General features: G+C 71.9%; 20 protein-coding genes. 18 read left to right on the top strand and 2 right to left on the bottom strand.

Annotated elements, in window-relative coordinates:
* The first annotated feature begins 231 nt into the window (after positions 1-231).
* The 12 genes from ACFYR0_RS32050 to ACFYR0_RS31995 all read left to right on the top strand — a co-directional run bounded on the left by ACFYR0_RS32050 (position 232) and on the right by ACFYR0_RS31995 (position 12,652).
* The gene (locus ACFYR0_RS32050) at positions 232-723 is read left to right on the top strand and encodes a cupin domain-containing protein (RefSeq protein WP_389335955.1); all 492 of its coding nucleotides are present in this window, start codon (positions 232-234) and stop codon (positions 721-723) included.
* Positions 724-980: 257 nt separating this feature from the next.
* Positions 981-1,277: an Asp-tRNA(Asn)/Glu-tRNA(Gln) amidotransferase subunit GatC gene (gatC, locus tag ACFYR0_RS32045; protein ID WP_386383472.1), complete on the top strand. Its 297-nt coding sequence runs from the start codon at positions 981-983 to the stop codon at positions 1,275-1,277.
* Positions 1,278-1,280: 3 nt separating this feature from the next.
* A complete protein-coding gene (gatA, locus tag ACFYR0_RS32040; protein WP_389335953.1) occupies positions 1,281-2,783 on the top strand; it encodes an Asp-tRNA(Asn)/Glu-tRNA(Gln) amidotransferase subunit GatA in 1,503 nt (500 codons plus the stop codon).
* Complete coding sequence (locus tag ACFYR0_RS32035; protein WP_389335951.1) at positions 2,780-3,022, top strand: hypothetical protein; 243 nt, start codon at positions 2,780-2,782, stop codon at positions 3,020-3,022. Before gatA ends, ACFYR0_RS32035 begins: the two co-directional genes overlap by 4 nt.
* A gap of 15 nt (positions 3,023-3,037) precedes the next feature.
* Entirely contained in the window at positions 3,038-4,552 is a 1,515-nt protein-coding gene (gene gatB, locus ACFYR0_RS32030; RefSeq protein ID WP_389335948.1) for an Asp-tRNA(Asn)/Glu-tRNA(Gln) amidotransferase subunit GatB, read from the top strand.
* 86 nt (positions 4,553-4,638) lie between these two features.
* On the top strand, positions 4,639-5,040 hold the full coding sequence (locus ACFYR0_RS32025; protein WP_389335945.1) for a hypothetical protein: 402 nt from the start codon (positions 4,639-4,641) through the stop codon (positions 5,038-5,040).
* A 256-nt stretch (positions 5,041-5,296) separates the two neighbouring features.
* Positions 5,297-7,525: an MMPL family transporter gene (locus ACFYR0_RS32020; RefSeq protein WP_389335942.1), complete on the top strand. Its 2,229-nt coding sequence runs from the start codon at positions 5,297-5,299 to the stop codon at positions 7,523-7,525.
* Positions 7,503-8,063 (top strand): GNAT family N-acetyltransferase, encoded by a 561-nt coding sequence (locus ACFYR0_RS32015; protein WP_389335939.1) that lies wholly within the window; start codon positions 7,503-7,505, stop codon positions 8,061-8,063. Before ACFYR0_RS32020 ends, ACFYR0_RS32015 begins: the two co-directional genes overlap by 23 nt.
* 46 nt (positions 8,064-8,109) lie before the next feature.
* A complete protein-coding gene (locus tag ACFYR0_RS32010) occupies positions 8,110-8,673 on the top strand; it encodes a hypothetical protein (protein ID WP_389335936.1) in 564 nt (187 codons plus the stop codon).
* Positions 8,674-9,095: 422 nt separating this feature from the next.
* A complete protein-coding gene (locus ACFYR0_RS32005) occupies positions 9,096-9,296 on the top strand; it encodes a hypothetical protein (protein ID WP_389335933.1) in 201 nt (66 codons plus the stop codon).
* Positions 9,297-9,367: 71 nt separating this feature from the next.
* Positions 9,368-12,412 (top strand): AAA family ATPase, encoded by a 3,045-nt coding sequence (locus ACFYR0_RS32000; RefSeq protein ID WP_389335930.1) that lies wholly within the window; start codon positions 9,368-9,370, stop codon positions 12,410-12,412.
* Positions 12,413-12,451: 39 nt separating this feature from the next.
* Positions 12,452-12,652 (top strand): DUF6191 domain-containing protein, encoded by a 201-nt coding sequence (locus tag ACFYR0_RS31995; RefSeq protein ID WP_389336084.1) that lies wholly within the window; start codon positions 12,452-12,454, stop codon positions 12,650-12,652.
* 195 nt (positions 12,653-12,847) lie between these two features.
* Here ACFYR0_RS31995 and ACFYR0_RS31990 read toward each other — a convergent pair whose 3' ends face one another.
* Together ACFYR0_RS31990 and ACFYR0_RS31985 are read right to left on the bottom strand one after the other, a co-directional pair.
* Entirely contained in the window at positions 12,848-14,023 is a 1,176-nt protein-coding gene (locus ACFYR0_RS31990; RefSeq protein WP_389335927.1) for a PQQ-dependent sugar dehydrogenase, read from the bottom strand.
* A gap of 161 nt (positions 14,024-14,184) precedes the next feature.
* Positions 14,185-15,183: an aldo/keto reductase gene (locus ACFYR0_RS31985; protein ID WP_386383451.1), complete on the bottom strand. Its 999-nt coding sequence runs from the start codon at positions 15,181-15,183 to the stop codon at positions 14,185-14,187.
* A 74-nt stretch (positions 15,184-15,257) separates the two neighbouring features.
* Here ACFYR0_RS31985 and ACFYR0_RS31980 point away from each other — a divergent pair, with 74 nt between their 5' ends.
* The 6 genes from ACFYR0_RS31980 (at position 15,258) to serA (ending at position 25,173) form a co-directional block, all read left to right on the top strand.
* Positions 15,258-16,208: a 2-hydroxyacid dehydrogenase gene (locus ACFYR0_RS31980; protein WP_389335924.1), complete on the top strand. Its 951-nt coding sequence runs from the start codon at positions 15,258-15,260 to the stop codon at positions 16,206-16,208.
* A 381-nt stretch (positions 16,209-16,589) separates the two neighbouring features.
* Positions 16,590-19,598, top strand: coding sequence for a putative bifunctional diguanylate cyclase/phosphodiesterase (locus ACFYR0_RS31975; RefSeq protein ID WP_389335921.1), 3,009 nt, complete (start codon positions 16,590-16,592; stop codon positions 19,596-19,598).
* A gap of 236 nt (positions 19,599-19,834) precedes the next feature.
* Complete coding sequence (locus tag ACFYR0_RS31970; RefSeq protein ID WP_389335918.1) at positions 19,835-21,688, top strand: acetolactate synthase large subunit; 1,854 nt, start codon at positions 19,835-19,837, stop codon at positions 21,686-21,688.
* 20 nt (positions 21,689-21,708) lie between these two features.
* Complete coding sequence (gene ilvN, locus ACFYR0_RS31965) at positions 21,709-22,233, top strand: acetolactate synthase small subunit (protein WP_386383443.1); 525 nt, start codon at positions 21,709-21,711, stop codon at positions 22,231-22,233.
* A gap of 117 nt (positions 22,234-22,350) precedes the next feature.
* Positions 22,351-23,349, top strand: a complete 999-nt coding sequence (ilvC, locus tag ACFYR0_RS31960; protein WP_389335915.1) for a ketol-acid reductoisomerase — start codon at positions 22,351-22,353, stop codon at positions 23,347-23,349.
* A 234-nt stretch (positions 23,350-23,583) separates the two neighbouring features.
* Positions 23,584-25,173, top strand: coding sequence for a phosphoglycerate dehydrogenase (gene serA / locus ACFYR0_RS31955; RefSeq protein WP_389335912.1), 1,590 nt, complete (start codon positions 23,584-23,586; stop codon positions 25,171-25,173).
* The last annotated feature ends 86 nt before the right edge of the window (positions 25,174-25,259 follow it).

The following is a 25,259-nucleotide window of genomic DNA, read 5'->3' as shown; positions in this document are numbered from 1 at the left end:
CTTGCGCCGTTCCCCGCGCCCGCCCCTGAAGACTCGCGCCGTTCCTCGCGACCCTAAGGATTTGCGCCGTTCCCCGCGCCCCTGAAGATCTGCGCCGTTCCCCGCCCCCCTCAAGGCTCGCGCCCCTGGGGGGTTCCCGGACCGCTGGCCCTTGTGGTGCCGGTGGGATTCATTTCGGGTTCATGGGCGTTGGGAAGGTGACTGGCGGGCGGGTTCTCAGGGGGTTGGGGTATGTCGCTGTTCGTGCCGGGGTTCGATGAGACCGTTGTCGTGCGGGACGCCGACGCGGAGGTGGTGGGCGCGGACCCGGTGGCCGTGAAGCTGCTGGCCGACAGCAGTGCCACCGGCGGGGCGCTGTCCACGGTCCGGGTCACGCTGGGGGAGGGGGCCGACGGGGCCAGGCCTCATCTGCACCGCAACTCCGCGGAGATGTTCTTCCTGCTCGACGGCGCCCTCGACGTCCTCTCCGGCGACGACGTGGTGACCGCCGGGCGCGGTGACCTGGTCGTCGTCCCGCCGGGCCGGCCGCACGCCTTCGCCGCCGTCCCGGGCAGCACGGCCGATCTGCTCATCGTGATCACGCCCGGCGTGGAGCGCTTCGAGTACTTCCGCCACCTCAGGCGCATCCGTCTGGGCGAGGTCGGCCCGGAGAGCCTGCTGGAGGTCCAGGACCTCTACGACAACCACTTCCTGGGCAGCCCCGCATGGGACGCCCGCCGATGAGGGCTTGACCGTTTAACGGGCACAGCCCCCCGCCCCCTAGGATTGGGGCTAGTCGTCACATTCGCGTCTGCCCCGCGACGCCTGGCACGCACGCTCGCCGCGTCGCCGAATCGGCCACGTGGCTCCGCCACGAGGCCGCTCCGGCGCCTTGCGATCGCACGCACCATACGCCGCGGGGCCCGCCCTCCGGGCGGACGACGGGAATGTGACGACTAGCCCCAGCCCCGAACCACACACTCACCCCAGAGGATCGCTGCATGCCTGGCATCACGCGCGAGGAGGTCGCCCACCTCGCCCGGCTGGCGCGTCTGGAGCTGAAGCCCGAAGAGCTCGAACACTTCGCGGGCCAGCTGGACGACATCATCGGCGCGGTCGCCCGCGTCAGCGAGGTCGCCGACCAAGACGTACCGCCGACCTCGCACCCGCTCCCGCTGACGAACGTCATGCGCCAGGACGAGGTGCGTCCGTCGCTCACCCCCGAGCAGGCGCTCTCCGGCGCCCCGGCCCAGGAGCAGCAGCGTTTCAAGGTGCCGCAGATCCTGGGGGAGGACTAAACCATGACGGACAACGTCACCATCATCAAGCTCACCGCCGCCGAGACCGCCGCGAAGATCGCCTCCGGTGAGCTGACCGCCGTCCAGGTCACCGAGGCCCACCTCGCCCGCATCGAGGCCGTCGACGAGAAGGTGCACGCCTTCCTGCACGTCGACCGTGAGGGCGCCCTGGCGCAGGCCCGTGCCGTGGACGCCAAGCGGGAGGCCGGCGAGAAGCTCGGCCCCCTCGCCGGTGTGCCGCTCGCGCTCAAGGACATCTTCACCACCGAGGGCATCCCGACGACCGTCGGCTCCAAGATCCTCGAGGGCTGGATCCCGCCGTACGACGCGACGCTCACCAAGCGGCTGAAGGCCGCCGACGTCGTCATCCTCGGCAAGACCAACATGGACGAGTTCGCCATGGGGTCGTCGACGGAGAACAGCGCCTACGGCCCCACCGGCAACCCCTGGGACCTCACCAGGATCCCCGGTGGCTCCGGCGGCGGTTCCTCCGCGGCCCTCGCCTCCTTCCAGGCGCCCCTCGCCATCGGCACCGACACCGGCGGCTCCATCCGCCAGCCGGCCGCCGTCACCGGCACCGTCGGCGTGAAGCCGACGTACGGCGCGGTCTCCCGGTACGGCATGGTCGCCTTCTCCTCCTCCCTCGACCAGGGTGGCCCCTGCGCCCGCACGGTCCTGGACGCGGCCCTGCTGCACGAGGTCATCGCCGGGCACGACCCGCTGGACTCCACCTCCATCGACGCCCCGGTCCCGCCGGTCGTCGAGGCCGCCCGCAACGGCAGCGTCGCCGGCATGCGCGTCGGCGTGGTCAAGCAGTTCCGCGGCGAGGGCTACCAGGCCGGTGTCATCCAGCGCTTCGACGAGTCGGTCGAGCTGCTCAAGGAGCTCGGCGCCGAGATCGTCGAGCTGGACTGCCCGTCCTTCGACCTGGCCCTGTCGGCGTACTACCTGATCGCGCCGTCCGAGTGCTCCTCCAACCTCGCCCGCTTCGACGGCCTGCGCTACGGCCTGCGGACCGGCGACGACGGCAGCCACTCGGCCGAGGAGGTCACCTCCCTCACCCGGGAGGCGGGCTTCGGCCCCGAGGTCAAGCGCCGCATCATGCTCGGCACGTACGCCCTGTCGAGCGGCTACTACGACGCGTACTACGGCAGCGCCCAGAAGGTGCGCACGCTCATCACGCGCGACTTCGAGAAGGCCTTCGAGCAGGTCGACGTGATCGTCTCCCCGACGACCCCGACCACCGCCTTCGCGATCGGCGAGCGCGCCGACGACCCGATGGCGATGTACCTCGCGGACCTGTGCACCATCCCGACCAACCTGGCGGGCAACGCGGCCATGTCGCTGCCCTGCGGCCTCGCCCCGGAGGACAACCTGCCGGTCGGCCTCCAGATCATCGCCCCGGCGATGCAGGACGACCGGCTGTACAAGGTCGGCGCCGCCGTCGAGGCCGCCTTCGTGGAAAAGTGGGGGCACCCGCTGATCGAGGAGGCTCCGTCGCTGTGAGTAAGGCACTGTCGAAGGCCAAGGGCTTCAAGAAGTCCAAGTCCGGTCTGTACCTGTCCATGGCCACCACCGCGTTCGGTGCCGTCGCCGTCGCCAAGCAGGCCAAGAAGGCCCGCGTGGAGAGCGACACGCTGCGCCTGATCGACGCCGCCGTGTCCGCCGCCGCCATCGTCACCGGCCTCGCCATCCTCTACCGCGAGCTGAAGCGGCTGGGCGACGACGACGTCCTGCTGGGCTGAGAGGGAAGTTTCACCGTGACCACCACGACCGACCTGGTGTCGTACGAGGACGCGCTGGCGTCGTACGACCCCGTCATGGGCCTCGAGGTCCATGTCGAACTCGGCACCAAGACCAAGATGTTCTGCGGCTGCTCGACCGCGCTCGGCCAGGACGCCAACACCCAGACCTGCCCGGTCTGCCTGGGCCTGCCCGGCGCGCTGCCGGTCGTCAACGCGACCGGTGTCGAGTCCGCCATCAAGATCGGCCTCGCGCTGAACTGCGAGATCGCCGAGTGGTGCCGCTTCGCCCGGAAGAACTACTTCTATCCGGACATGCCGAAGAACTTCCAGACCTCCCAGTACGACGAGCCGATCGCCTTCAACGGCTACCTCGACGTACAGCTGGAGGACGGTGAGACCTTCCGCGTGGAGATCGAGCGCGCCCACATGGAGGAGGACACCGGCAAGTCGACGCACGTCGGCGGGGCCACCGGCCGTATCCACGGCGCGTCCCACTCCCTGCTCGACTACAACCGCGCCGGCATCCCGCTGATCGAGATCGTCACCAAGCCGATCGAGGGAGCGGGCGAGCGTGCCCCGGAGGTCGCGAAGGCGTACGTCCGCGAGCTGCGCGAGCTCATCAAGGCGCTCGGCGTCTCCGAGGCCCGTATGGAGATGGGCCAGATGCGCTGCGACGTGAACCTGTCGCTGCGCCCGAACGGCACCGTCGAGTTCGGCACCCGCTCGGAGACGAAGAACGTCAACTCGCTGCGGTCCGTGGAGCGCGCGGCCCGCTTCGAGATCCAGCGGCACGCGGCCGTGCTGTCCTCCGGCGGCACGATCATCCAGGAGACCCGCCACTTCCACGAGGACACGGGGTCCACGACCTCGGGCCGCGTGAAGGAGGAGGCCGAGGACTACCGGTACTTCCCGGAGCCCGACCTCGTCCCGGTGGCCCCCTCCCGTGAGTGGGTCGAGGAGATCCGCGCGGCGCTGCCCGAGCTGCCGCTGGCCCGCCGTACCCGCCTGCTCGCGGAGTGGGGCATCTCGGCGACCGACATGCAGTCGATCCTGAACGCCGGCGCGCTGGACCCGATCGTCGCCACGATCGAGGCCGGTGCCGACGCCGCCTCCGCCCGCAAGTGGTGGATGGGCGAGCTGGCGCGCAGCGCCAACGAGTCGGGCAAGGCGCTGGACGAGCTGGCGATCACCCCGGCCCAGGTGGCCCGGGTCACCGAGCTCGTCACCAAGGGTGACCTGAACGACAAGCTGGCCCGCCAGGTCATCGAGGGCGTCCTCGCGGGCGAGGGCACCCCGGACGAGGTCGTCGACAAGCGCGGTCTGAAGGTCGTCTCCGACGACTCCGCGCTCGGCACGGCCGTCGACGAGGCCATCGCGGGCAACCCGGGCATCGCGGACAAGATCCGCGGTGGCAAGGTCGCCGCGGCCGGTGCCCTGGTCGGCGCGGTCATGAAGGCGACCCGCGGCCAGGCCGACGCGGCCCGCGTCAAGGAGCTGATCCTGGAGAAGCTGGGCGTCAGCGAGGGCTGAGCCCGACATCGCGCGCAGGCCCCGGGGACCGTCGTCCCCGGGGCCTGTGGCATGTGCGGGGAGCACAGGGACTACGCTGCCGCGCCATGAACGGATCAAGCGATTCCGGCACCGCGGAGACGAGCGACCAGCCCGGGGACATATCCCCGCAGGCCCAGGACACCACAGAGGGCACAGAGAGCGCAGAAGGAACAGACGGCACGGACGGCACGGGCGGCCCCGACGAGCCCGGCGACCCGGTCGCGGCGGCCCGGCGGGCCCGCTGGACCGCCGCCGCCACCGGCGGCCTGCTGGCGCTCGCCGGAGCCGCCGCGGCCCTGCTCCGGCTCACCGGCTCCGCACCGCTGCTCGTCCCCGCCGCCTACGCCGTCGGCTCGGCGGTGTGCGCCACGGCCGCGTTGCTCGGCTCCCGTGGCCGCACCCGACGGGCGCTGTGGCTGCTGATCGCCGGGGTGACGGTGATGGCGTTCGGAGACCAGTTCGACTGACGGTGGGACGACGGGCGACTGACGGCGGGGAGGGGCGGGGCGGCGCGGCGACCGACGGCGGGGCGGCAGACGCCCCCGGAGTGTCCTGTGAGGTGTCTCCCATCTCCTGTGAATCAGCCCACGAACGCTCCAAAGGATCATTTACACCTGTAAGAGTGGACTAGGAATTGCTCATGCGTTCTTTGCGGGCTGTTCGGTTGATGTGCGACTGATCCCGGTCAAAGAGTGACATCAGGTCGATCAGGGAGCAGGTTTCGTGGCAGCCCTTGCACGCTGGTGTGTCCGGCACCGCCTCGTCGCCGTCCTGCTGTGGCTCCTCGCCTTCGGCGGGGTCACGGCCGCCGCCTCCGTCGCCGGAGCGGCGTACTCGAACGACTACGAGGTCCCCGGGACCGAGTCCGGCCGTGCGACCGAACTGCTCCAGGAGGGCTTCCCCGGCCTCGGCGGGGACAGCGACACCGTCGTCTGGCACACCGACTCCGGCAGCGTCCGCGACGCCGACGTCGAGCAGACGATGAGCCGCACCCTGGAACGGATCGCCGAACTGCCCGGCGTGGCCGACGTGCAGAGCCCCTACGGCGGCCACGGCACCGACCGGGTCAGCGAGGACGGCCGTACCGCCTACGCCACCGTGACCTTCGAGAACTCCGTCGAGAGCCTCGACGCCGGCCAGGTCGGGGCCGTGGTCTCCGCCGCCAAGGCCGCCGGGGCCGACGGGCTCCAGGTGGAGCTGGGCGGCAACGCCATCGCGCTCACCGACTCCTCCGGCGGCCACATCGCCGAGATCGTCGGCGTGGTCGTCGCCGCCGTCGTGCTGTTCCTCGCCTTCGGCTCGCTCGCCGCCTCGCTGCTGCCCATCGCGACCGCGCTGGTCGGCGTGGGAACCGCCTACTTCGGCATCGAACTGCTCGGGCACGTCATGACCGTCGCCGACTTCGCGCCCATGCTGGGCATGCTGATCGGGCTCGGCGTCGGCATCGACTACGCCCTGTTCATCGTCACCCGGCACCGGCGCGGCCTGAAACGCGGGCTGAGCGTCACGGAGGCCGCGACCAGCGCCGTGTCCACCACCGGACGCGCGGTCGTCTTCGCGGGTGCGACGGTGTGCATCGCCCTGCTGGGCATGCTCATCCTGCGCCTGAACTTCCTCAACGGCGTCGCCATCGCCGCCTCGCTCACCGTCGTCCTCACCGTCGCGGCCTCCGTCACCCTGCTGCCCGCGCTGCTGTCCTTCATCGGGATGCGGGCGCTCAGCCGCCGCGAGCGGCGCAGGCTCGCCGAGCACGGGCCCGAGCCCGAGGTGCCCACCGGCTTCGCCGCCCGCTGGTCGGCGTTCGTCGAGCGGCACCCCAAGAAGCTCGGCGCCCTCGCCCTCCTCGTGATGACCGTGCTCGCGCTGCCCGCGCTCTCCCTGCGCCTGGGCACCTCCGACCAGGGCAACAACCCCGAGTCCTCGACCACACGCCAGGCCTACGACCTCCTCGCCGACGGCTTCGGCCCCGGCGTCAACGGCCCGCTCACCCTCGTCAGCGAGGTCCACGGCGCCGCCGACAAGCTCGCCCTGGACAACCTCGACGCCACCCTGCGCTCCACCGACGGCGTCGCCGCCGTCACCCCGGTCACCTACAGCACCGGTGGCGACACGGCGTACCTCACCGTCGTACCGCAGTCCTCGCCGCAGTCCGGGCAGACCAGCGACCTGGTCGAGCGGCTGCGCGCCGAGGTGCTGCCGCGCGCCGAGTCCGGCACCTCGCTCGACCTCCAGGTGGGCGGCGTCACGGCCGGGTACGACGACTTCGCCGACGTGATCGTCGGCAAGCTGCCGCTGTTCGTCGGGGTCGTGATCGGCCTGGGCTGTGTGCTGCTCCTGCTGGCCTTCCGCTCGATCGGCATCCCGCTGAAGGCCGCCGTCATGAACATCGCCGCCGTCGCCTCGGCCTTCGGGGTCGTCGTCGCGATCTTCCAGTGGGGCTGGGGCAGCGAACTGCTCGGCCTCGGACGCGCGGGACCCATCGAGCCCTTCCTGCCCGTGATCATGGTCTCGGTGCTGTTCGGGCTCTCCATGGACTACCAGGTCTTCCTGGTCAGCCGGATGTACGAGGAGTGGCTGGAGACCGGAGACAACCGGCGCGCGGTCCGCGTCGGCCTCGCCGAGACCAGCCGGGTGATCAATTCCGCGGCCGTCATCATGATCTCGGTCTTCCTCGCCTTCGTGCTCAGCGGCGACCGCGTCATCGCGATGTTCGGCATCGCGCTCGCCGCCGCCGTCGCCCTCGACGCCTTCGTCCTGCGCACCCTCCTGGTGCCCGCGCTGATGCATCTGCTCGGCGGCGCCAACTGGTGGCTGCCGCGCTGGCTCGACCGGCGTCTGCCCCGCATCAGCATCGAACCGCCCGAGACCCGTGCCGCGCATGAGAGGCTCGCGGATGTCGACCGGGAGTTCGAGCAGGAACTGGAGCGGGATGTACGCGATATCGCTGGGTGACGACGGTGCCGAACTCCGCCCCCTGGAGCCCTGGCACGCCGAGGAGTTCCTCGCGCACCTGGACCGGGGCCGGGAGTTCATCAACCGGTTCGTGCCCTTCGGGTCGCGCGCCACGGACGTGGCCACCGCCCGCGAGGCGCTCCAGCGCTACGCCGACTGGCGCGCCGCCGACACCGCGTCCCTGCACGGCCTGTGGCTGGAGGGCAAGCTCGTCGGCGGCGTCCTCTTCCTCAACTTCGACGCCGGGCAGGGCAACTGCGAGGTCGGCTGCTGGCTGGAGCCCGCGGCCACCGGGCGCGGCCTGATCACGCGCGCGATGCGGGTGCTCATCGACCACGCGGTCGACCACCGCGGCATCCACCGCGTCGAGTGGATCGCCGCCACCGGCAACACACCGAGCCTGAACATCGCCCGCCGCCTCGGTATGACCCGCGAGGGCGTCCGCCGCGAGAGCCATCTGCACCACGGCGTACGGCAGGACCTGGAGGTCTGGTCGGTCCTCGCGCCCGACTGGCGGGCCGCGCGCGGACGGTCGTAGACGATCGTTAAGGGGCCTCTCAGACTTCCTCCGTACGGTGCGGGGCATGGGAACGAAGACTGTGGACAACGCGGCCGCCCCCGAGGCCGCCGCGACGGACGAGGCCACCGAGGCGACCGGGGAGACCGGGGAGATCGGGGCGGAGACCTCCGAGAGGCCCGAGGTGTCCGAGGAGACCGGCGAGGCGTCGGAGACCGCCGAGGACCGGACCGGGCCCTCCGGGGTCGGCCAGGGCGCGGGAGCCGTGGTCTCCGCCGCCCTCGGTCTGGTCTCGCTCACCGGCGGGTGGATCGGCACCGTCGCCTCGGCGCGCGAGTCGCTGATCGGCCAGCTGGAGACCTCCTCGTCGTCCAGCGTGGCCACGATGGTCAAGGAGGGCTACGGCGACGCCTGGCAGGCCGGCGCGCTGTGGGCGGGCCTGTTCGCGCTCGCCGCGCTGATCACCGGCGTCGTGGTGCTCGCCCGGCCCGCCTTCGGGGCACCCGGCGCGCCGCAGGCGCCCTGGATCAAGTCGGTCGCCTGGGCCGGTGTCGCGCTCGGCGTCATCGGCCTGCTCCTGGCCGTCCTCAAGTACACCGGCGTACTCCTCGGCCTGCCCGCGACAGGCTGAACGAACCCACAGGCCGACAGGGGTCCCAGGGCCCTTCTGACGGATCTCCCCGGCGTCGCGACGCCCGGCACGCACTCTCCCACCGCCTCAAGGGCGTGGGAGGTGCCCCCAAGCCGCACGGCGTGAAGGGACAGGTGGCTCCGTCACACGACCCTCCGCACCGCACGCCGATCGCCCGCACCGGACGCCGCTCCTGCTCCCACGGAGATCCATCAGAAGGGCCCTGGTCGCCGTGTAAGTGCCTTACGCGGCGAGTAGGACCCCTTACCCGCGTCTAAGGCCCCCGGCGCCCCCGAAGATGCGGAACTCTCCCGATGTGGCGCACCCCCCTGGGAGACGAAGGTAGAGGCATCGCGAGAGAGCGAAGCCGAGAGACCGGCCCTCCACCGCACCGGAGACCGGACCTTCACCAGGGAGAGACCATGTACGAGTACGAGATCCAGCAGCTGCGTTCCGCGGAACTGATCCGCCGCGCCGACCACGAGCGACTCGCCCGCGAGACCGTACGCCGCAACCGCGAGGCCCGCGCCGAGGCCGCGCGCAGGGCGGCCGACGCACGCCCCGCCGAGGCCGAGTCGCATAGCCGCCCTTCCCGCCGGTTCCGTCCGCCGCGCACCGCGTGAGCGCGGCCGGGCGCCCGGCCGGGACGGCGGCACCGGAGAAAACGGGTCCCGCGACTTCGCACCCGCGTGCGATGCTCGCACCCGTGGAGACCAGGACCGTCAGTCCCGTATTCGTAGGCCGCGCCGAGGAGTTGGACACGCTGGACCAAGCGCTCGCCCGCGCCGCCGCGGGCGAGCCGCAGGCGTTTCTCGTCGGCGGCGAGGCCGGGGTCGGCAAGACCCGCCTCGTCGAGGAGTTCACCGCCGCCGCCGCCCGCGCCGGAGCCGTCGTCGCGCTGGGCGGCTGCGTAGAGATCGGCGCCGAGGGACTTCCCTTCGCCGCCTTCTCCACCGCGCTGCGCACCCTGCGCCGCACCCTGCCGGACGAACTGGCCGCCGCCGCGGCCGGCCAGGAGGAGGAACTCGCCCGGCTGCTCCCCGAACTGGGCGACACCGGCACCGGCCGCCACGACGAGGAGGGCACCGCACGGCTCCTCGAACTCACCGCCCGCCTCCTGGAACGCGTCGCCGCCGACCGCACCGTCGTCATCGTCCTGGAGGACCTGCACTGGGCCGGCGCCTCCACCCGTCATCTGCTCGCCTATCTCTTCCGCACCCTGCGCACCGGCCGCCTGGTCGTCCTCGCCACCTACCGCTCCGACGACATCCACCGCCGCCACCCGCTGCGCCCCCTGCTCGCCGAACTCGACCGGCTGCGCACCGTCCGCCGACTCGAACTCGACCGCTTCGACCACGACGAGGTCCGCCGCCAGATCGCCGGCATCCTCGCCGCCGAACCCGACCCCGCCCAGGTCGACGCGATCTTCGAACGCTCCGACGGCAACGCCTTCTTCGTCGAGGAACTCGCCGTCGCCGCCCACGAGGGCTGCGCCACCGGTCTCACCGACTCCCTGCGCGACCTGCTGCTCGTCCGCGTCGAGAAGATGCCCGACAGCGCCCAGCAGGTCGCCCGGATCGTCGCCGAGGGCGGCTCCACCGTCGAGCACCGGCTCCTGGCCGCCGTCGCCCGCCTCTGCGAGGACGACCTCATCGACGCCCTGCGCGCCGCCGTGCACGCCAGCATCCTCACCCCCACCGCCGAGGGCGACGGCTACCGCTTCCGCCACTCCCTGGTCCGCGAGGCCGTCGGCGACGACCTGCTCCCCGGCGAACGCGCCCGCCTCAACCGCCGTTACGCCGAAGCCCTGGAGGCCGACCCGACCCTCGTCCCCGCCGACGAGCGCGTCACCCGCCTCGCCAGCTACTGGTACAACGCCCACGACGCCGCCAAGGCCCTGCCCGCCGTCCTCGACGCCTCCGCCTCCGCCCGTCGCCGGCACGCCTACGCCGAGCAGCTGCGGCTCCTGGAACGCGCGATGGACCTGTGGGACAGTGCCCCCGAGGACACCCGCGCCGCCCTGAGCCTCGCCGACTACACCGACGCCTACTGCGGCTGCGACCCCGCCACCGCCACCCTGGGCTTCCTCGACCTGATGGCCGAGGCCGCCCTCGCCGGACGCTTCTGCGGCGAACGCGAACGCGCGCTGAAGATCACCAAGCGCGCCCTGCGGCTGCTGGACGACGAGCCCGACCCGCTGCGCGCCGCCTGGTTCTGGGTCCAGCGCTCCCGCCTCATCCAGGCCAAGGCCCGCGGCGACGGCTGGGCCGAACTGGCCCGGGCCCAGGAACTCGTCCGCGGTCTGCCGCCCTCGGAGGTGCACGCCGAGGTGCTCTCCAGCGTCGCGAGCTGGTCCATGCTGCACGAGCCCGGCCCCGACGCCCTCGCGGCCGCCGAGCGCGCGGTGGAGTACGCCCGTATGGTCGGCGCCCGCGAGATCGAGCTCAACGCCCGCCTCACCCTCGGCGTCCTCACCGTCGACGCCGGTGACACCACCGCCGGGCTCAGCGAGCTCGCCGAGGTCAAACGGCTCGCCCTGCGCGAGGGCGCCGCGCATGTCGCGGGCCGGGCCTATGTGAACCTGCCGACCGAGCTGGACGCCGTCGGCCGCTCGCAGGAAGCCGTGCCGATCCTGCGCGCGGGGGCCGTCTTCACCCGCAAGTTCGGCCTGCTGCACTCCGAGGCCTGGGTGTGGACCAACCTCGCCGAGTCGCTCTACGCCCTCGGCAGCTGGGACGAGGCCGTCGAGGCCGCCACGACCTCGCTGGGCCGCGGCCAGAGCGCCAAACCGCAGGGCGGCGCCACGCTGATCCTCGCCCAGATCGCCCTGGGCCGCGGCGACCTCCCCGGAGCCCATGACCAACTGTCCTCGGCCCTGCGGTACTTCGGCACCCACGACCCGATGCCCCAGCAGTGGCTGCCGGTCGCCGCTCTCACCCTGGGTCTCGCCGCCGCCGAGGACCGTCTCGGCGACGCCCGCGGGGAACTCCTACGCGTCCTCGACGCCGGCTTCCCGCCCGGCACGCAGCGCTACGGCTGGCCCCTCCTCCTCGCCGCGGCCGCCGCCGAGGCCGACGCCCCCGACCTGCCCGCCCTGCGCGCGGACCGGGAGGACACCCTGGAGCGGATCGCCGACGCCGCGAAGAAGCTCCCCACCGGCGCCCCCGTCTGGCTGACCCACGAGAAATGGCTGCGCGCCGAACTCCACCGAGCCGCCCGCCGCACCCCCGAACCCGACCGCTGGTCCGAGGTCGTCGCCGACCTCGAACAGCTCGACCGCCCCTACGACCTGGCCCGCGCCCGCCACCGCCTCGCCGAGTCCCTCCTCACCCCCGGCACGACACCCACGGGCGCCGACCGCGCCACCGAACTGCTCCGCCTCTCCCTCGCCGTCGCCCGCCACCTGGGCGCTGCCCCGCTGGCCGACCGGGTCACCCGCCTCGCCCAGCGTGCCCGCCTCGCCCTCGACGGCGGCACCCGGCCCGCCCTTGCCCCCGCCGACCCGGTCGAGGCCCTGGGCCTGACCAGCCGCGAGCGCGATGTGCTCCGCCTGGTGTCCGACGGCCGTACCAACCGCCAGATAGCCGAGGAACTCTTCATCTCCCCGAAGACCGCCAGCGTCCACGTCTCGAACATCCTGTCCAAACTCGGTGTGGCCGGCCGGGGAGAGGCCGCCGCCGTGGCCCACAGGCTGGGACTCTTCCCTCCGGCGGCGGGGGAGGCGGCGGTCGCGCGATGATGGATCCGGGTGAGCCACGCGGCCACGGGAAGGGACGCGATGTTCAACGCCTTCGAGGACCTCTTCGCCCCGGGTCGCAAGCACACCCGTGACGAGCAGAAACGGCTGGAACTGACACGGGAGGACGTCGGCGCCAACGACCCGGGCCGCGGCCCGATAGACCTGGCCTCCGGCAAGGTCGTCATCAGACCCCCGGAGCCCGCCACGGAGGACCCCGCGACGCCAGACACCCCCACCTAGCCCAACCCCGACCCGCCTCCCCGGCCGCCACGCCCTAAGGGGCGCGGGGAACCGCGCGACCGGCCACACTCGACCCGCACGCACCCCAGGCCGCTGGGAACCGCGCGACCGGCCACACTCGACGCGCACGCACCCCCAAGCCCGCGGGGAACCGCGCGACCGGCCACACTCGACGCGCACCCACCCCCAGACCCCCTACCTAACCTCCAGCTCCAGGATCCGGTCGTCACCGTTCCCCGGGGAACCCCGCCCGTCCGTCTCACTGGTCACCAGCCACAACTTGTTCCCACCCGCGGAGACGACCGTCCGCAGACGCCCGTAGTCGCCCTCCAGAAAGGCCTGCGGGTCGGCGGACGCCTCGGCGCCGCCCAGCGGGACACGCCACAGGCGTTCGCCGCGCAGGCCCGCCATCCACAGAGACCCCTCGGCGTAGGCGAGCCCGCTCGGAGAGGCCTCCTCGGTGCGCCACTGGGCGATGGGGTCGACGAATCCGGAGCCGTCGGAGCCGTCGGAGCGGCCCTCGACCTCCGGCCAGCCGTAGTTGCCGCCAGGCCGGACCGCGTTGAGCTCGTCCCACGTGTTCTGCCCGAACTCCGAGGCGAACAGCCGCTGCCGGTCGTCCCAGGCCAGCCCCTGCACATTGCGGTGGCCCAGGGAGTACACCGGCGAGTCCGGGAACGGGTTGCCCGGGGCAGGTTCGCCCTCGGGGGTCAGCCGCAGGATCTTGCCGCCCAGCGAGGACTCGTCCTGCGACAGACCGGTCTCACCGGTTTCGCCCGCGCCCACGTACAGCATCTTGTCCGGGCCGAAGGCGATCCGCCCGCCGTTGTGGACGAAGCCCTTGGGGATGCCCTTGAACACCGTGTCCGGCGCGCCCAGTTGCTCTCCGGCCGGCCTCTCGGGGTCGTACAGCACGCGCACGACGCGGTTGTCCGAGGCGGAGGTGAAGTACGCGTAGACCATGTGGTCGGAGGCGTAGTCGGGGGAGAGGGCTATGCCCAGCAGGCCGCCCTCGCCCTCCGGGGTCACCCCGGGCACCTCGCCCAGCTCGGTCACCCGGCCGGTCCGGTCGTCGACCCGGCTGATCGTGGCCTCGTCACGGGAGGAGACCAGCAGCCCTCCGCCCGGCAGCGGGGCGAGGCCCCAGGGCGACTTGAGGCCCTCGGCGACCGTCCGCACGACCTTCACCGAGCCCTTCGCGGGCGGGGTCTCCTCCGCCGGGCCGCCGGAGGACGGTGCCCCGGAGGACGCCGAGGTGCTCCGGCCGCCCGACGGCGGGTCCGTGCCCCCGTCGTCGGAGGAGCATCCTGCCGTCACCAGGAGCGCGGCCGCGGCCAGTACGGCGGTCACCACTCGACGTTGCACGATCATGGTCCCTTCGACGCGACGGGTTCTCCCTCTCATACACCGCCCGCGCCCCACAGGTTCCCGTTCCCCCGAACAGTCCCCCATAATTTCGTGACTCCCCGGCCGTCGCCACCGGGACGGAACCGGTCACGTGTCCGCCGGCCCAGCCGCCCCCAGCCGCACCGTCAGTCCCAGGACCCCCGCGCCCCCGGCAGCCCGGCCAGCTCCGTCAGGTCCTCCGCGGACAGCCGCAGCCCCGCTGCGGCCGCGTTCTCCGCCACCCAGCGCTCCCGCTTCGCCCCCGGCACCGGCACCACGTGCGGCCCCTGCGCCAGCGCCCACGCGAGGGCCACCTGCGCGGCCGTGACCCCGTCGCCGTGCCGGGCGGCGACCCGGCGCAGCCCCGCGACGATCGGCTGGTTCGCCGCCATCATCTCGGCGGTGAAACGGGGATGCCGGGCACGCATGTCGTCCGGCTCGAAGCCCTCGCCCGGCGTCAGCGTGCCGGTGAGGAAACCGTTGCCCAGCGGCATCGCCGCCAGGAACCCGATGCCCCGCGCCGAGCACCACGGCAGCAGCGCCCGCAGCGCCTCCGGGGACCACAGCGACAGCTCGGCCTCGACCGCGCTCACCGGGAAGACCTGCTGCACCCGCTCCAACTGCCGGATCGTCGGGTCGTACAGCCGCTGCCCGGAGCGCCGGCCGCCCCGTACCCCGACCGCGCACAGGCCCAACGCCCTTACCTTGCCCGCCCGGACGAGATCCGCCATCGCGCCCCAGGTCTCCTCCACGGGCACCTCGGGATCCGCGCGGTGCAGCTGGTAGAGGTCGATCACCTCCGTCTGCAGCCGTCGCAGGGACGCGTCGCAGGCCCGTTTCACGTACCCGGGGCGGCCGTTGGCGACGATGTGCTGCTCACCGACCAGCAGTCCGACCTTCGTCGACACGAACGCGTCCGCCCGGCGCTCCTTCAACACCCGCCCCACCAGAAGCTCGTTGGTGAACGGGCCGTACATGTCGGCCGTGTCCAGCAGCGTCGAGCCCACGTCGAGCGCCCGGTGCACCGCTCTGAGCGACTCGTCGCCCCGCTGCCGGGACGTGCTGTACCCCCAGCTCATCGGCATGCACCCGAGCCCGACGGCCCCCACCGGGAGTGCCCCCGCGCCGATCGTCCTGCGCTCCACCTGGCAGCATCCCTCCCTCTCTCGGCCCCCAACCTAACCTCTGCGCCCGATACCCCTGGCATAGCCTCCTGACCATGACTGCTGACGTGTGGCTGCCCATCCCCGCGGACGACATCGAGGGCCTCCCCGAAGGTCCCGGCTACCGCTTCTGGAACGGCGGCGAGGACTTCCCCGCGGACCCCGCCGACTGTGTCTTCTACGTCGTGCCCTACATGAAGCCCGTGGGCGTCGGCGTACGCCCGCTGCCCGGCATGAGCCGCGTCGAGGTGGTCCAGACGCTGTCCGCCGGCATCGACCACGTCGAACCGGGCCTGAGGCATCTGCGCCCGGGCGTACGGCTGTGCAACGCGCGAGGAGTGCACGAGGCGAGCACGGCCGAGCTCACCCTCGCGCTGATCCTGGCGTCCCTGCGCGGCATCCCCGACTTCGTGCGCGCCCAGGACGAGGGGCGGTGGCTCGGCGGCTTCCGGCCCGCCCTGGCCGACAGGAACGTACTGATCGTGGGATACGGATCGATCGGCTCGGCCATCGAGGACCGGCTCGCGCCCTTCGAGCTCGCGCGGGTGGCGCGCGTCGCGCGCTCGGGGCGCACCACGGCGCGCGGGCCCGTGCACCCGTTCACCGAACTGCCCGCGCTGCTCCCGCAGGCGGATGTCGTCGTGCTGTCCACGCCTCTCACCGACAGCACCCGCGGCCTGGTGGACAAGGACTTCCTGGCCCGGATGAAGGACGGCGCCCTGCTCGTCAACGTCGCCCGCGGGGCCGTCGTGGACACCGACGCCCTGCTCGCCGAACTGGAGCGCGGCCGGGTCACCGCCGCGCTCGACGTGACCGACCCGGAGCCGCTGCCCGCGGACCACCCGCTGTGGCGTGCGCCCGGCGTGCTCATCAGCCCGCACGTCGGCGGTCCGACGTCCGCGTTCATGCCCCGTGCCAAGCGCCTGATCGCGGACCAGGTACGCCGGTTCGTGAACCGGGAGCCCCTCGCGAACGTGATCCTGACTACGGGGGCGACCGGCGCGTAACCCCTTTCGGGTACCCTCCGCAGTCCTCCGGATGCGGGCGGTGCCCACCCTGCCGCTGATCGTCACGGAGCGTAGAGAAGCTATGTCCCTGAGTGACGAGACTGGTGTATCGTCCCGACAGGGGCTGCGCCGCGCACCGATCGGCGCCGGGGACGGACTTGTGAGACTGCGAGGGGGGCGACGGGCGATGCACGGCCTATGGACGAACGATCCGACGCGACGAGGCCGCCGACGGCGACCCTGGCACCCGGCCGCGCACAGACGCGGCTGCCACGTCGGCCACTGCCATCACAGCGACCACCGCAGGCACAGCGGGCGCAGGAGGCAGACCCACCCCGCCCACCGCTCCCCGGAGAGCGCGGCCCGGACCGGGAGCGACCGGTGAGCTCGCCGCCCCCGACGACGACGCTCGACGGAGTGCTGCGGGCCCTGCCGGTACCGGCCTCGTCCCTGGGACGGCCGCCGGCCGGCCAGGGCGGGGTGAGCCCGGTCCGCCAGTTGGGGCTGGCCCTGGTGTGCGCGGGATACGCCGTCGGTTCCGCGCTCGGCTGGGGCTCCGAGCAAGCCGCCCTGATCATGGGCGACTTCGGGCTGAGCGCCGCGGCGGGCACCGCCGCCGTCTCCTGCTTCCTCTACGCCCGGCGCCGCCGGGTCCGGTTCCGCCCGGCCTGGCTGCTGTTCGCGCTCTCCTCGGCGATGGCGGCCCTGGGCAATCTGATCTGGGGCTGGTACGAGGTCGTGCTGGGCCGCCCCGTGCCGAGCCCCAGCTACGCCGACCTGTTCTTCCTGTGCTTCGCGCCGCCCGCCATCGTGGGACTGCTGGTCCTCGCCAAGCGGCCCGTGACGAAGGCGGGTTGGGTCTGCCTCGTGCTGGACGCCTGGCTGATCGCCGGCTCCCTGCTCACCCTGTCGTGGAGCCTGGCACTCGCGCAGACGGCCCGTGCCGACGGGTCGAGCGTGCCGCACTCCGCGCTCACCCTCGCCTATCCGCTGCTCGACATCGCGCTCGTGAGCATGGTGCTCGCCCTGCACTTCCGGCGCTCCGGCGCCAACCGCTCCGCGATCAACACCGCGATCGGCGCCCTCGCCCTGACCGTGATGTGCGACGCGCTGTTCACCTCACCGCTGCTGCACAACAACTACCGCTCCGGGCAACTGCTGGACGCCGGCTGGTTCGCCGGTTCCCTGCTGCTCGCCTACGCGCCGTGGGTCACGCCCCGCTCCGGGCACGACGAGGACGAGCCGCACACACGCGTGGTGCACGAGCATGTGCCCGGACAGCGCGGCGCCGCCCAGCATCTCCAGCGCGGCAACCAGGAGTCCGGCCGGTACGCGGCCGCCCGCCCGATCACCGGATCGCTCGCGGCCCTCACCCCCTACCTCGCCGCGGCCGTCTGCACGCTGGGCATCCTCTACAACGTCCTCAACGGCCGCAGCGTCGACCGCGTCGTGCTGCTCACGGCGGGCACCGTCGTGCTGGCGCTGGTGGTGCGCCAGGGCATCATGCTGCTCGACAACATCACCCTCACCCAGGAACTGGCGCAGAAGGAGAACCACTTCCGCTCCCTGGTGCAGGGCTCCAGCGACGTCATCATGATCGCCGCGCCCAGCGGTGTCCTGCGGTACGTCTCGCCGGCCGCGGCCGGGGTCTACGGACGCCCCGCCGACGACCTGGTGGGCACCGAACTGGCCGAACTGATCCACCCGCAGGACCTGGGCCGCGTGGTGCACGAGGTGCGCCGCTTCCTCGCCGCCAGCCCGGCCGACGAACCCACCACCCGGATCGAGTGCCGCTTCCGCTCCGGCGGCGGGGGCACCTCCCGCCCGGGCGAGGGCGAGGGCGACGGCGGGGGAGGCTGGCTGAACGTGGAGTCCACGGTCAACCGCCACCACGGCGGCCTGATCTTCAACAGCCGGGACGTCACCGAGCGGGTACGCCTCCAGGCACAGCTCCAGCACAACGCCGAGCACGACCCGCTCACCGACCTGCCCAACCGCGCCCTGTTCACCCGGCGGGTGCAGCAGGCCCTGTCCGGCCGCCGCTCCACCGACCGCGGCACGGCCGTGCTCTTCATCGACCTGGACGGCTTCAAGGCCGTCAACGACACGATCGGACACCAGGCCGGGGACGAACTGCTCGTCCAGGCCGCGCGCCGGCTCCAGGACGCCGTCCGGCAGACCGACACCGCGGCCCGGCTCGGCGGCGACGAGTTCGCCGCCCTGATCCTCGGGGACGGCGGCCGCGACCGGGCGGCCCGCGAACGCCACATCATGGAGCTGGCCGACCGCCTCAGGGTGACCCTGTCGCAGCCGTACGTCATCGACGGCAACGATGTCCGGGTCGCCGCCTCCATCGGCGTCTCCTTCGCCGAGCCGGGCCTCGGCGCGGGCGAACTGCTGCGCAACGCCGACCTGGCGATGTACCGCGCCAAGTCGGCCGGCAAGGGCCGCGTCGAGCTGTACAAACCCCAGATGCAGCAGGACGTCGTACGCAAGGCGGAGCTGGCGACACGGCTGCGGGCCGCGCTGCACGACGGGGAGTTCACGCTGCTCCACCAGCCGGTGGTGTCGCTGGAGGACGGCCGGATCACCTCGGTCGCGGCCCAGGCGCGCTGGCGGTCCTCCCAGGGCGTGCTGTTCACCCCGGCGGAGTTCCTGCGGGTCGCGGAGGACAGCGAGAAGACCGCCGAACTGGGGCGCTGGGTGCTCCAGGAGGCCGTGGAGCAGGCCGCCGAGCGCACCGGCACGGGGCACGCCGTACCGGTCGTCGTGCGGATGAGCGCCCGGCGGCTGCTGGACCGCTCGCTGCCGCTGAGCTCGGTCGAGGCGCTGCTGACCCGTCACGGACTGCCCTCCGGCGCGCTGGTGATCGAGCTGTCCGATCCCGACCTCAAGGTGCTGGACGACCTGGAGCGGCGGCTGGCCGCCCTCAGGCGGCTCGGCGTACGGATCGCGCTGGACGGCTTCGGCAACGGATTCGCGGCGATCACCGCCCTGCGGCGGCTTCCGGTCGACATACTGAAGCTCGACCGCAGTCTCGTGGAGGGCGTCGTCGAGTCCGCGCGGCTGCACAAGATCACCGCCGGGCTGCTGCGCATCGCCGGCGACCTCGGGCTCCAGTCCGTGGCCGACGGCGTGGACCTGCCGGAACAGGCCGTCGCCCTGCGCTCGATGGGCTGTACGCAGGGGCAGGGTCTGGCCTTCGCCGGGCCGCTGGACGAGTACCGGCTGCGCCGGGCGCTGACTTCCGGCCATTATCCGGTGCCGCACGGTCCGGTGGAGCCCGCGTTCGCGGGCGGCGGAGGCCGCGGCTACGAGGGAGTGACCACCGTCTTCGGAGGCGGGACGGCCCTTCGCTCACATAATGAGACTCCCGTCCCACCCACTTGACACCACGTGCGCGCCGGGGGGAGGGTCAGTTCCATGCGCACCCGAATTCTCGTACTTGGAAAGCGCGTCGGCTGAAACTGGTGACGTCCGGACGACCCGGAACTCCCAGTGCACCCACCCGGCGCGCTCCCCTCGCTTGCCTCTAGGCACGAGGGGTTTTTTGTTGCACAGGACAAGCTGTACAACAGCCGCACACCGCACGAAACCTCGCAAAAACCCTCAGCATCGAGAAGAGAATGCCGATGACCGAGCAGGCCACCGGGGCCCATCACCCGCAGCCGCGGCCCCGATCCGGAGGACATCAGTCCGCCCCCGAGCACGTCACGGGCGCGCAGTCCCTCATCCGCTCTCTCGAGGAGGTCGGCGCCGACACCGTATTCGGCATTCCCGGCGGTGCGATCCTTCCCGCGTACGACCCGCTGATGGACTCCCGGCGCGTGCGCCACGTCCTGGTGCGCCACGAGCAGGGCGCCGGCCACGCGGCCACCGGCTACGCGCAGGCCACCGGCAAGGTCGGCGTCTGCATGGCCACCTCCGGCCCCGGCGCCACCAACCTGGTCACCCCGATCGCCGACGCCCACATGGACTCGGTGCCGCTGGTGGCGATCACCGGCCAGGTCGCCTCCAAGGCGATCGGCACGGACGCCTTCCAGGAGGCGGACATCGTCGGCATCACCATGCCGATCACCAAGCACAACTTCCTGGTCACCAAGGCCGAGGACATCCCGCGGGTGATCGCGCAGGCGTTCCACATCGCCTCCACCGGCCGCCCCGGCCCGGTCCTGGTCGACATCGCCAAGGACGCCCTCCAGGCGAGGACGACGTTCTCCTGGCCGCCCACCATGGACCTGCCCGGCTACCGCCCGGTCACCAAGCCGCATACCAAGCAGATCCGCGAGGCCGCCAAGCTGATCACCGGTGCCAGGCGGCCCGTCCTCTACGTCGGCGGCGGCGTCCTCAAGGCGCAGGCCACCGCCGAGCTGAAGGTGCTCGCGGAGCTCACCGGCGCGCCCGTCACCACCACGCTGATGGCGCTCGGCGCGTTCCCCGACAGCCACCCGCTGCACGTGGGCATGCCGGGCATGCACGGCTCGGTCGCCGCCGTCACCGCGCTCCAGAAGGCCGACCTGATCGTCGCCCTCGGCGCCCGCTTCGACGACCGCGTCACCGGCAAGCTGGACAGCTTCGCCCCGTACGCCAAGATCGTCCACGCCGACATCGACCCGGCCGAGATCGGCAAGAACCGCGCCGCCGACGTGCCGATCGTCGGAGACGCCCGCGAGGTCATCGCCGACCTGGTCCAGGCCGTCCAGAAGGAGCACAGCGAGGGCCACCAGGGCGACTACAGCGCGTGGTGGAAGGACCTGTCCCGCTGGCGCGACACCTACCCCCTCGGCTACGACCAGCCGCAGGACGGCTCGCTGTCCCCGCAGCAGGTCATCGAGCGCGTCGGACAGCTCGCCCCCGAGGGCACGATCTTCGCCGCGGGCGTCGGCCAGCACCAGATGTGGGCCGCGCACTTCATCCAGTACGAGAAGCCCGCCACCTGGCTGAACTCCGGCGGCGCCGGGACCATGGGCTACGCCGTCCCGGCCGCCATGGGCGCCAAGGCCGGCGCGCCCGACCGGGCCGTCTGGGCGATCGACGGCGACGGCTGCTTCCAGATGACCAACCAGGAGCTCACCACCTGCGCCCTGAACAACATCCCGATCAAGGTCGCCGTCATCAACAACGGCGCCCTCGGGATGGTCCGCCAGTGGCAGACGCTGTTCTACAACCAGCGCTACTCCAACACGGTCCTGCACTCGGGCCCGGACGACGTCAACCCCGAGGCCCGCGGCACCCGCGTCCCCGACTTCGTGAAGCTGTCGGAGGCCATGGGCTGCCACGCGATCCGCTGCGAGTCCCCCGAGGACCTGGACAAGGTCATCGAGGAGGCCAACTCGATCAACGACCGTCCGGTCGTCGTCGACTTCATCGTCCACGAGGACGCCATGGTGTGGCCGATGGTCGCCGCCGGCACCTCCAACGACGAGATCCTGGCCGCCCGGGACGTCCGCCCCGACTTCGGCGACAACGAAGACGACTGAGAGACAGGCGAGTTCAGAACATGTCCAAGCACACGCTCTCCGTCCTGGTGGAGAACACCCCGGGCATCCTGGCCAGGATCGCCGCGCTGTTCTCCCGTCGCGGCTTCAACATCGACTCGCTCGCGGTCGGCGTCACCGAGCACCCCGACATCTCCCGCATCACCATCGTGGTGAACGTCGAGGACCTGCCGCTGGAGCAGGTGACCAAGCAGCTCAACAAGCTCGTCAACGTGCTGAAGATCGTCGAGCTGGAGCCCTCGCAGGCCGTCGCCCGTGAACTCGTTCTGGTGAAGGTGCGCGCCGACAACGAGACGCGCTCCCAGATCGTCGAGATCGTCCAGCTGTTCCGCGCCAAGACCGTCGACGTCTCCCCGGAGGCCGTCACCGTCGAGGCCACCGGCTCCAGCGACAAGCTGGAGGCCATGCTGAAGATGCTGGAGCCCTTCGGCATCAAGGAACTGGTCCAGTCCGGCACGATCGCGATCGGCCGCGGCTCCCGCTCGATCACCGACCGGTCGCTGCGCGCCCTCGACCGGTCGGCCTAAGCCGGATTCGGGCGGCCGGGGGACACCGGCCGCCCGTATACCGAGACCCCGAGACTTCCCCTCCCCTCACCGTCATACGGTGGGACGCAACACCTGCACCCAAGGAGAGAACCCAAAGTGGCCGAGCTGTTCTACGACGCCGACGCCGACCTGTCCATCATCCAGGGCCGCAAGGTCGCGGTCATCGGGTACGGCAGCCAGGGCCACGCCCACGCGCTGTCGCTCCGTGACTCGGGTGTCGACGTCCGCGTCGGTCTGCACGAGGGCTCCAAGTCCAAGGCCAAGGCCGAGGAGCAGGGTCTGCGCGTGGTGACCCCGGCCGAGGCCGCCGCCGAGGCCGACGTCATCATGATCCTCATCCCGGACCCGATCCAGGCCCAGGTCTACGAGGAGTCCATCGCCCCGAACCTCAACGACGGCGACGCGCTGTTCTTCGCGCACGGCTTCAACATCCGCTTCGGTTTCATCAAGCCCCCGGCCGGCGTCGACGTCGCCCTGGTCGCCCCGAAGGGCCCGGGCCACCTGGTCCGCCGCCAGTACGAGGAGGGTCGCGGCGTCCCCGCGATCGCCGCCGTCGAGCAGGACGCCACCGGCAACGCCTTCGAGCTGGCCCTGTCGTACGCCAAGGCCATCGGCGGCACCCGCGCCGGGGTCATCAAGACGACCTTCACCGAGGAGACCGAGACCGACCTGTTCGGCGAGCAGGCCGTGCTCTGCGGCGGCACCTCCGCCCTGGTCAAGGCCGGCTTCGAGACCCTGGTCGAGGCGGGCTACCAGCCGGAGATCGCCTACTTCGAGTGCCTGCACGAGCTGAAGCTGATCGTCGACCTCATGTACGAGGGCGGCCTGGAGAAGATGCGCTGGTCGGTCTCCGAGACCGCCGAGTGGGGCGACTACGTCACCGGCCCGCGAGTGATCACCGACGCCACCAAGGCCGAGATGAAGAAGGTCCTCGAGGAGATCCAGGACGGCACCTTCGCCCAGAACTGGATGGACGAGTACCACGGCGGTCTGAAGAAGTACAACGAGTACAAGAGCCAGGACTCCGAGCACCTGCTGGAGACCACCGGCAAGCAGCTGCGCAAGCTGATGAGCTGGGTCGACGAGGAGGCCTGAGCCTCATGAGGACGGGGCCGGGGCACTGAGCTCCGGCCCCGTTGTCCAACCCGTCCAGCCACGGACGGGTGATCCTTCCGCACAGGCGAAGTACGCATCTCGTGGCGCTACTACACTGCTGCACAACATACGCGTCAGGCCCACAGCGTCGTGCGTCTCCACGCGACTAGCCCCCTCCTCCGCCTGCGGCCGTCGGGACGGCCGTCCGCATGCATTGGACTTGTGAGGACTCACGTGAGCTCGAAACCTGTCGTACTCATCGCTGAAGAGCTGTCGCCCGCGACCGTGGACGCGCTTGGCCCGGACTTCGAGATCCGCCACTGCAACGGCGCCGACCGCGCCGAGCTGCTCCCGGCCATCGCCGACGTGGACGCGATCCTGATCCGCTCGGCCACCAAGGTCGACGCCGAGGCGATCGCCGCCGCGAACAAGCTGAAGGTCGTCGCACGAGCCGGCGTCGGCCTGGACAACGTGGACGTCTCCGCCGCCACCAAGGCCGGCGTGATGGTCGTCAACGCCCCGACCTCGAACATCGTGACCGCCGCCGAGCTGGCCTGCGGTCTCCTCGTGGCCACCGCCCGCCACATCCCGCAGGCCAACGCCGCGCTGAAGAACGGCGAGTGGAAGCGCAGCAAGTACACCGGCGTGGAGCTGGCCGAGAAGACCCTCGGCGTCGTCGGCCTCGGCCGCATCGGCGCCCTCGTCGCCCAGCGCATGTCCGCCTTCGGGATGAAGGTCGTCGCCTACGACCCCTACATCCAGCCCGCGCGCGCCGCCCAGATGGGTGTGAAGGTGCTCTCGCTGGACGAGCTGCTCGAGGTCTCCGACTTCATCACGGTCCACCTGCCGAAGACCCCGGAGACGGTCGGTCTGATCGGCGACGAGGCGCTGCGCAAGGTCAAGCCGAGCGTGCGCATCGTCAACGCCGCGCGCGGCGGGATCGTCGACGAGGAGGCGCTGTACTCCGCCCTCAAGGAGGGCCGGGTCGCCGGTGCCGGCCTCGACGTGTACGCGAAGGAGCCCTGCACGGACTCCCCGCTGTTCGAGTTCGACCAGGTCGTCGCCACCCCGCACCTCGGCGCCTCCACCGACGAGGCGCAGGAGAAGGCCGGTATCGCCGTCGCCCGCTCGGTGCGCCTCGCGCTCGCCGGTGAGCTGGTCCCGGACGCGGTGAACGTCCAGGGCGGTGTCATCGCCGAGGACGTCAAGCCGGGCCTGCCGCTCGCCGAGCGCCTCGGCCGCATCTTCACCGCGCTCGCCGGTGAGGTCGCGGTCCGCCTCGACGTCGAGGTCTACGGCGAGATCACCCAGTACGACGTGAAGGTGCTGGAGCTCTCCGCGCTCAAGGGTGTCTTCGAGGACGTCGTCGACGAGACGGTCTCCTACGTCAACGCCCCGCTGTTCGCCCAGGAGCGCGGTGTCGAGGTGCGTCTGACGACCAGCTCGGAGTCCCCGGACCACCGCAACGTCGTCACCGTGCGCGGCACGCTCGGCACCGGCGAGGAGGTCTCCGTCTCCGGCACCCTGGCCGGCCCGAAGCACCTTCAGAAGATCGTCGCCGTCGGCGACTACGACGTGGACCTCGCGCTCGCCGACCACATGGTCGTCCTGCGCTACGAGGACCGTCCCGGCGTCGTCGGCACCGTCGGCCGCATCCTCGGCGAGGCGGGCATCAACATCGGTGGCATGCAGGTCGCCCGTGCCGCGGTCGGCGGCGAGGCGCTGGCCGTGCTGACCGTGGACGACACCGTGCCCTCCGCCGTGCTGTCCGAGGTGTCCGCGGAGATCGGCGCCACGTCGGCCCGGTCGGTCAACCTGGTCTGAGCCCTCACGAGGTGAGGAACGCCGGCCGGGCCGGGACCCCTGCGGGTCCCGGCCCGGCCGGCGTTCCGCGTCGTCGGTCCTCTCCG

The sequence above is a fragment of the Streptomyces sp. NPDC005017 genome (genome assembly GCF_042873115.1).
Lineage (GTDB): Bacteria > Actinomycetota > Actinomycetes > Streptomycetales > Streptomycetaceae > Streptomyces.
This window is presented reverse-complemented; position numbering and strand designations above follow the sequence as displayed.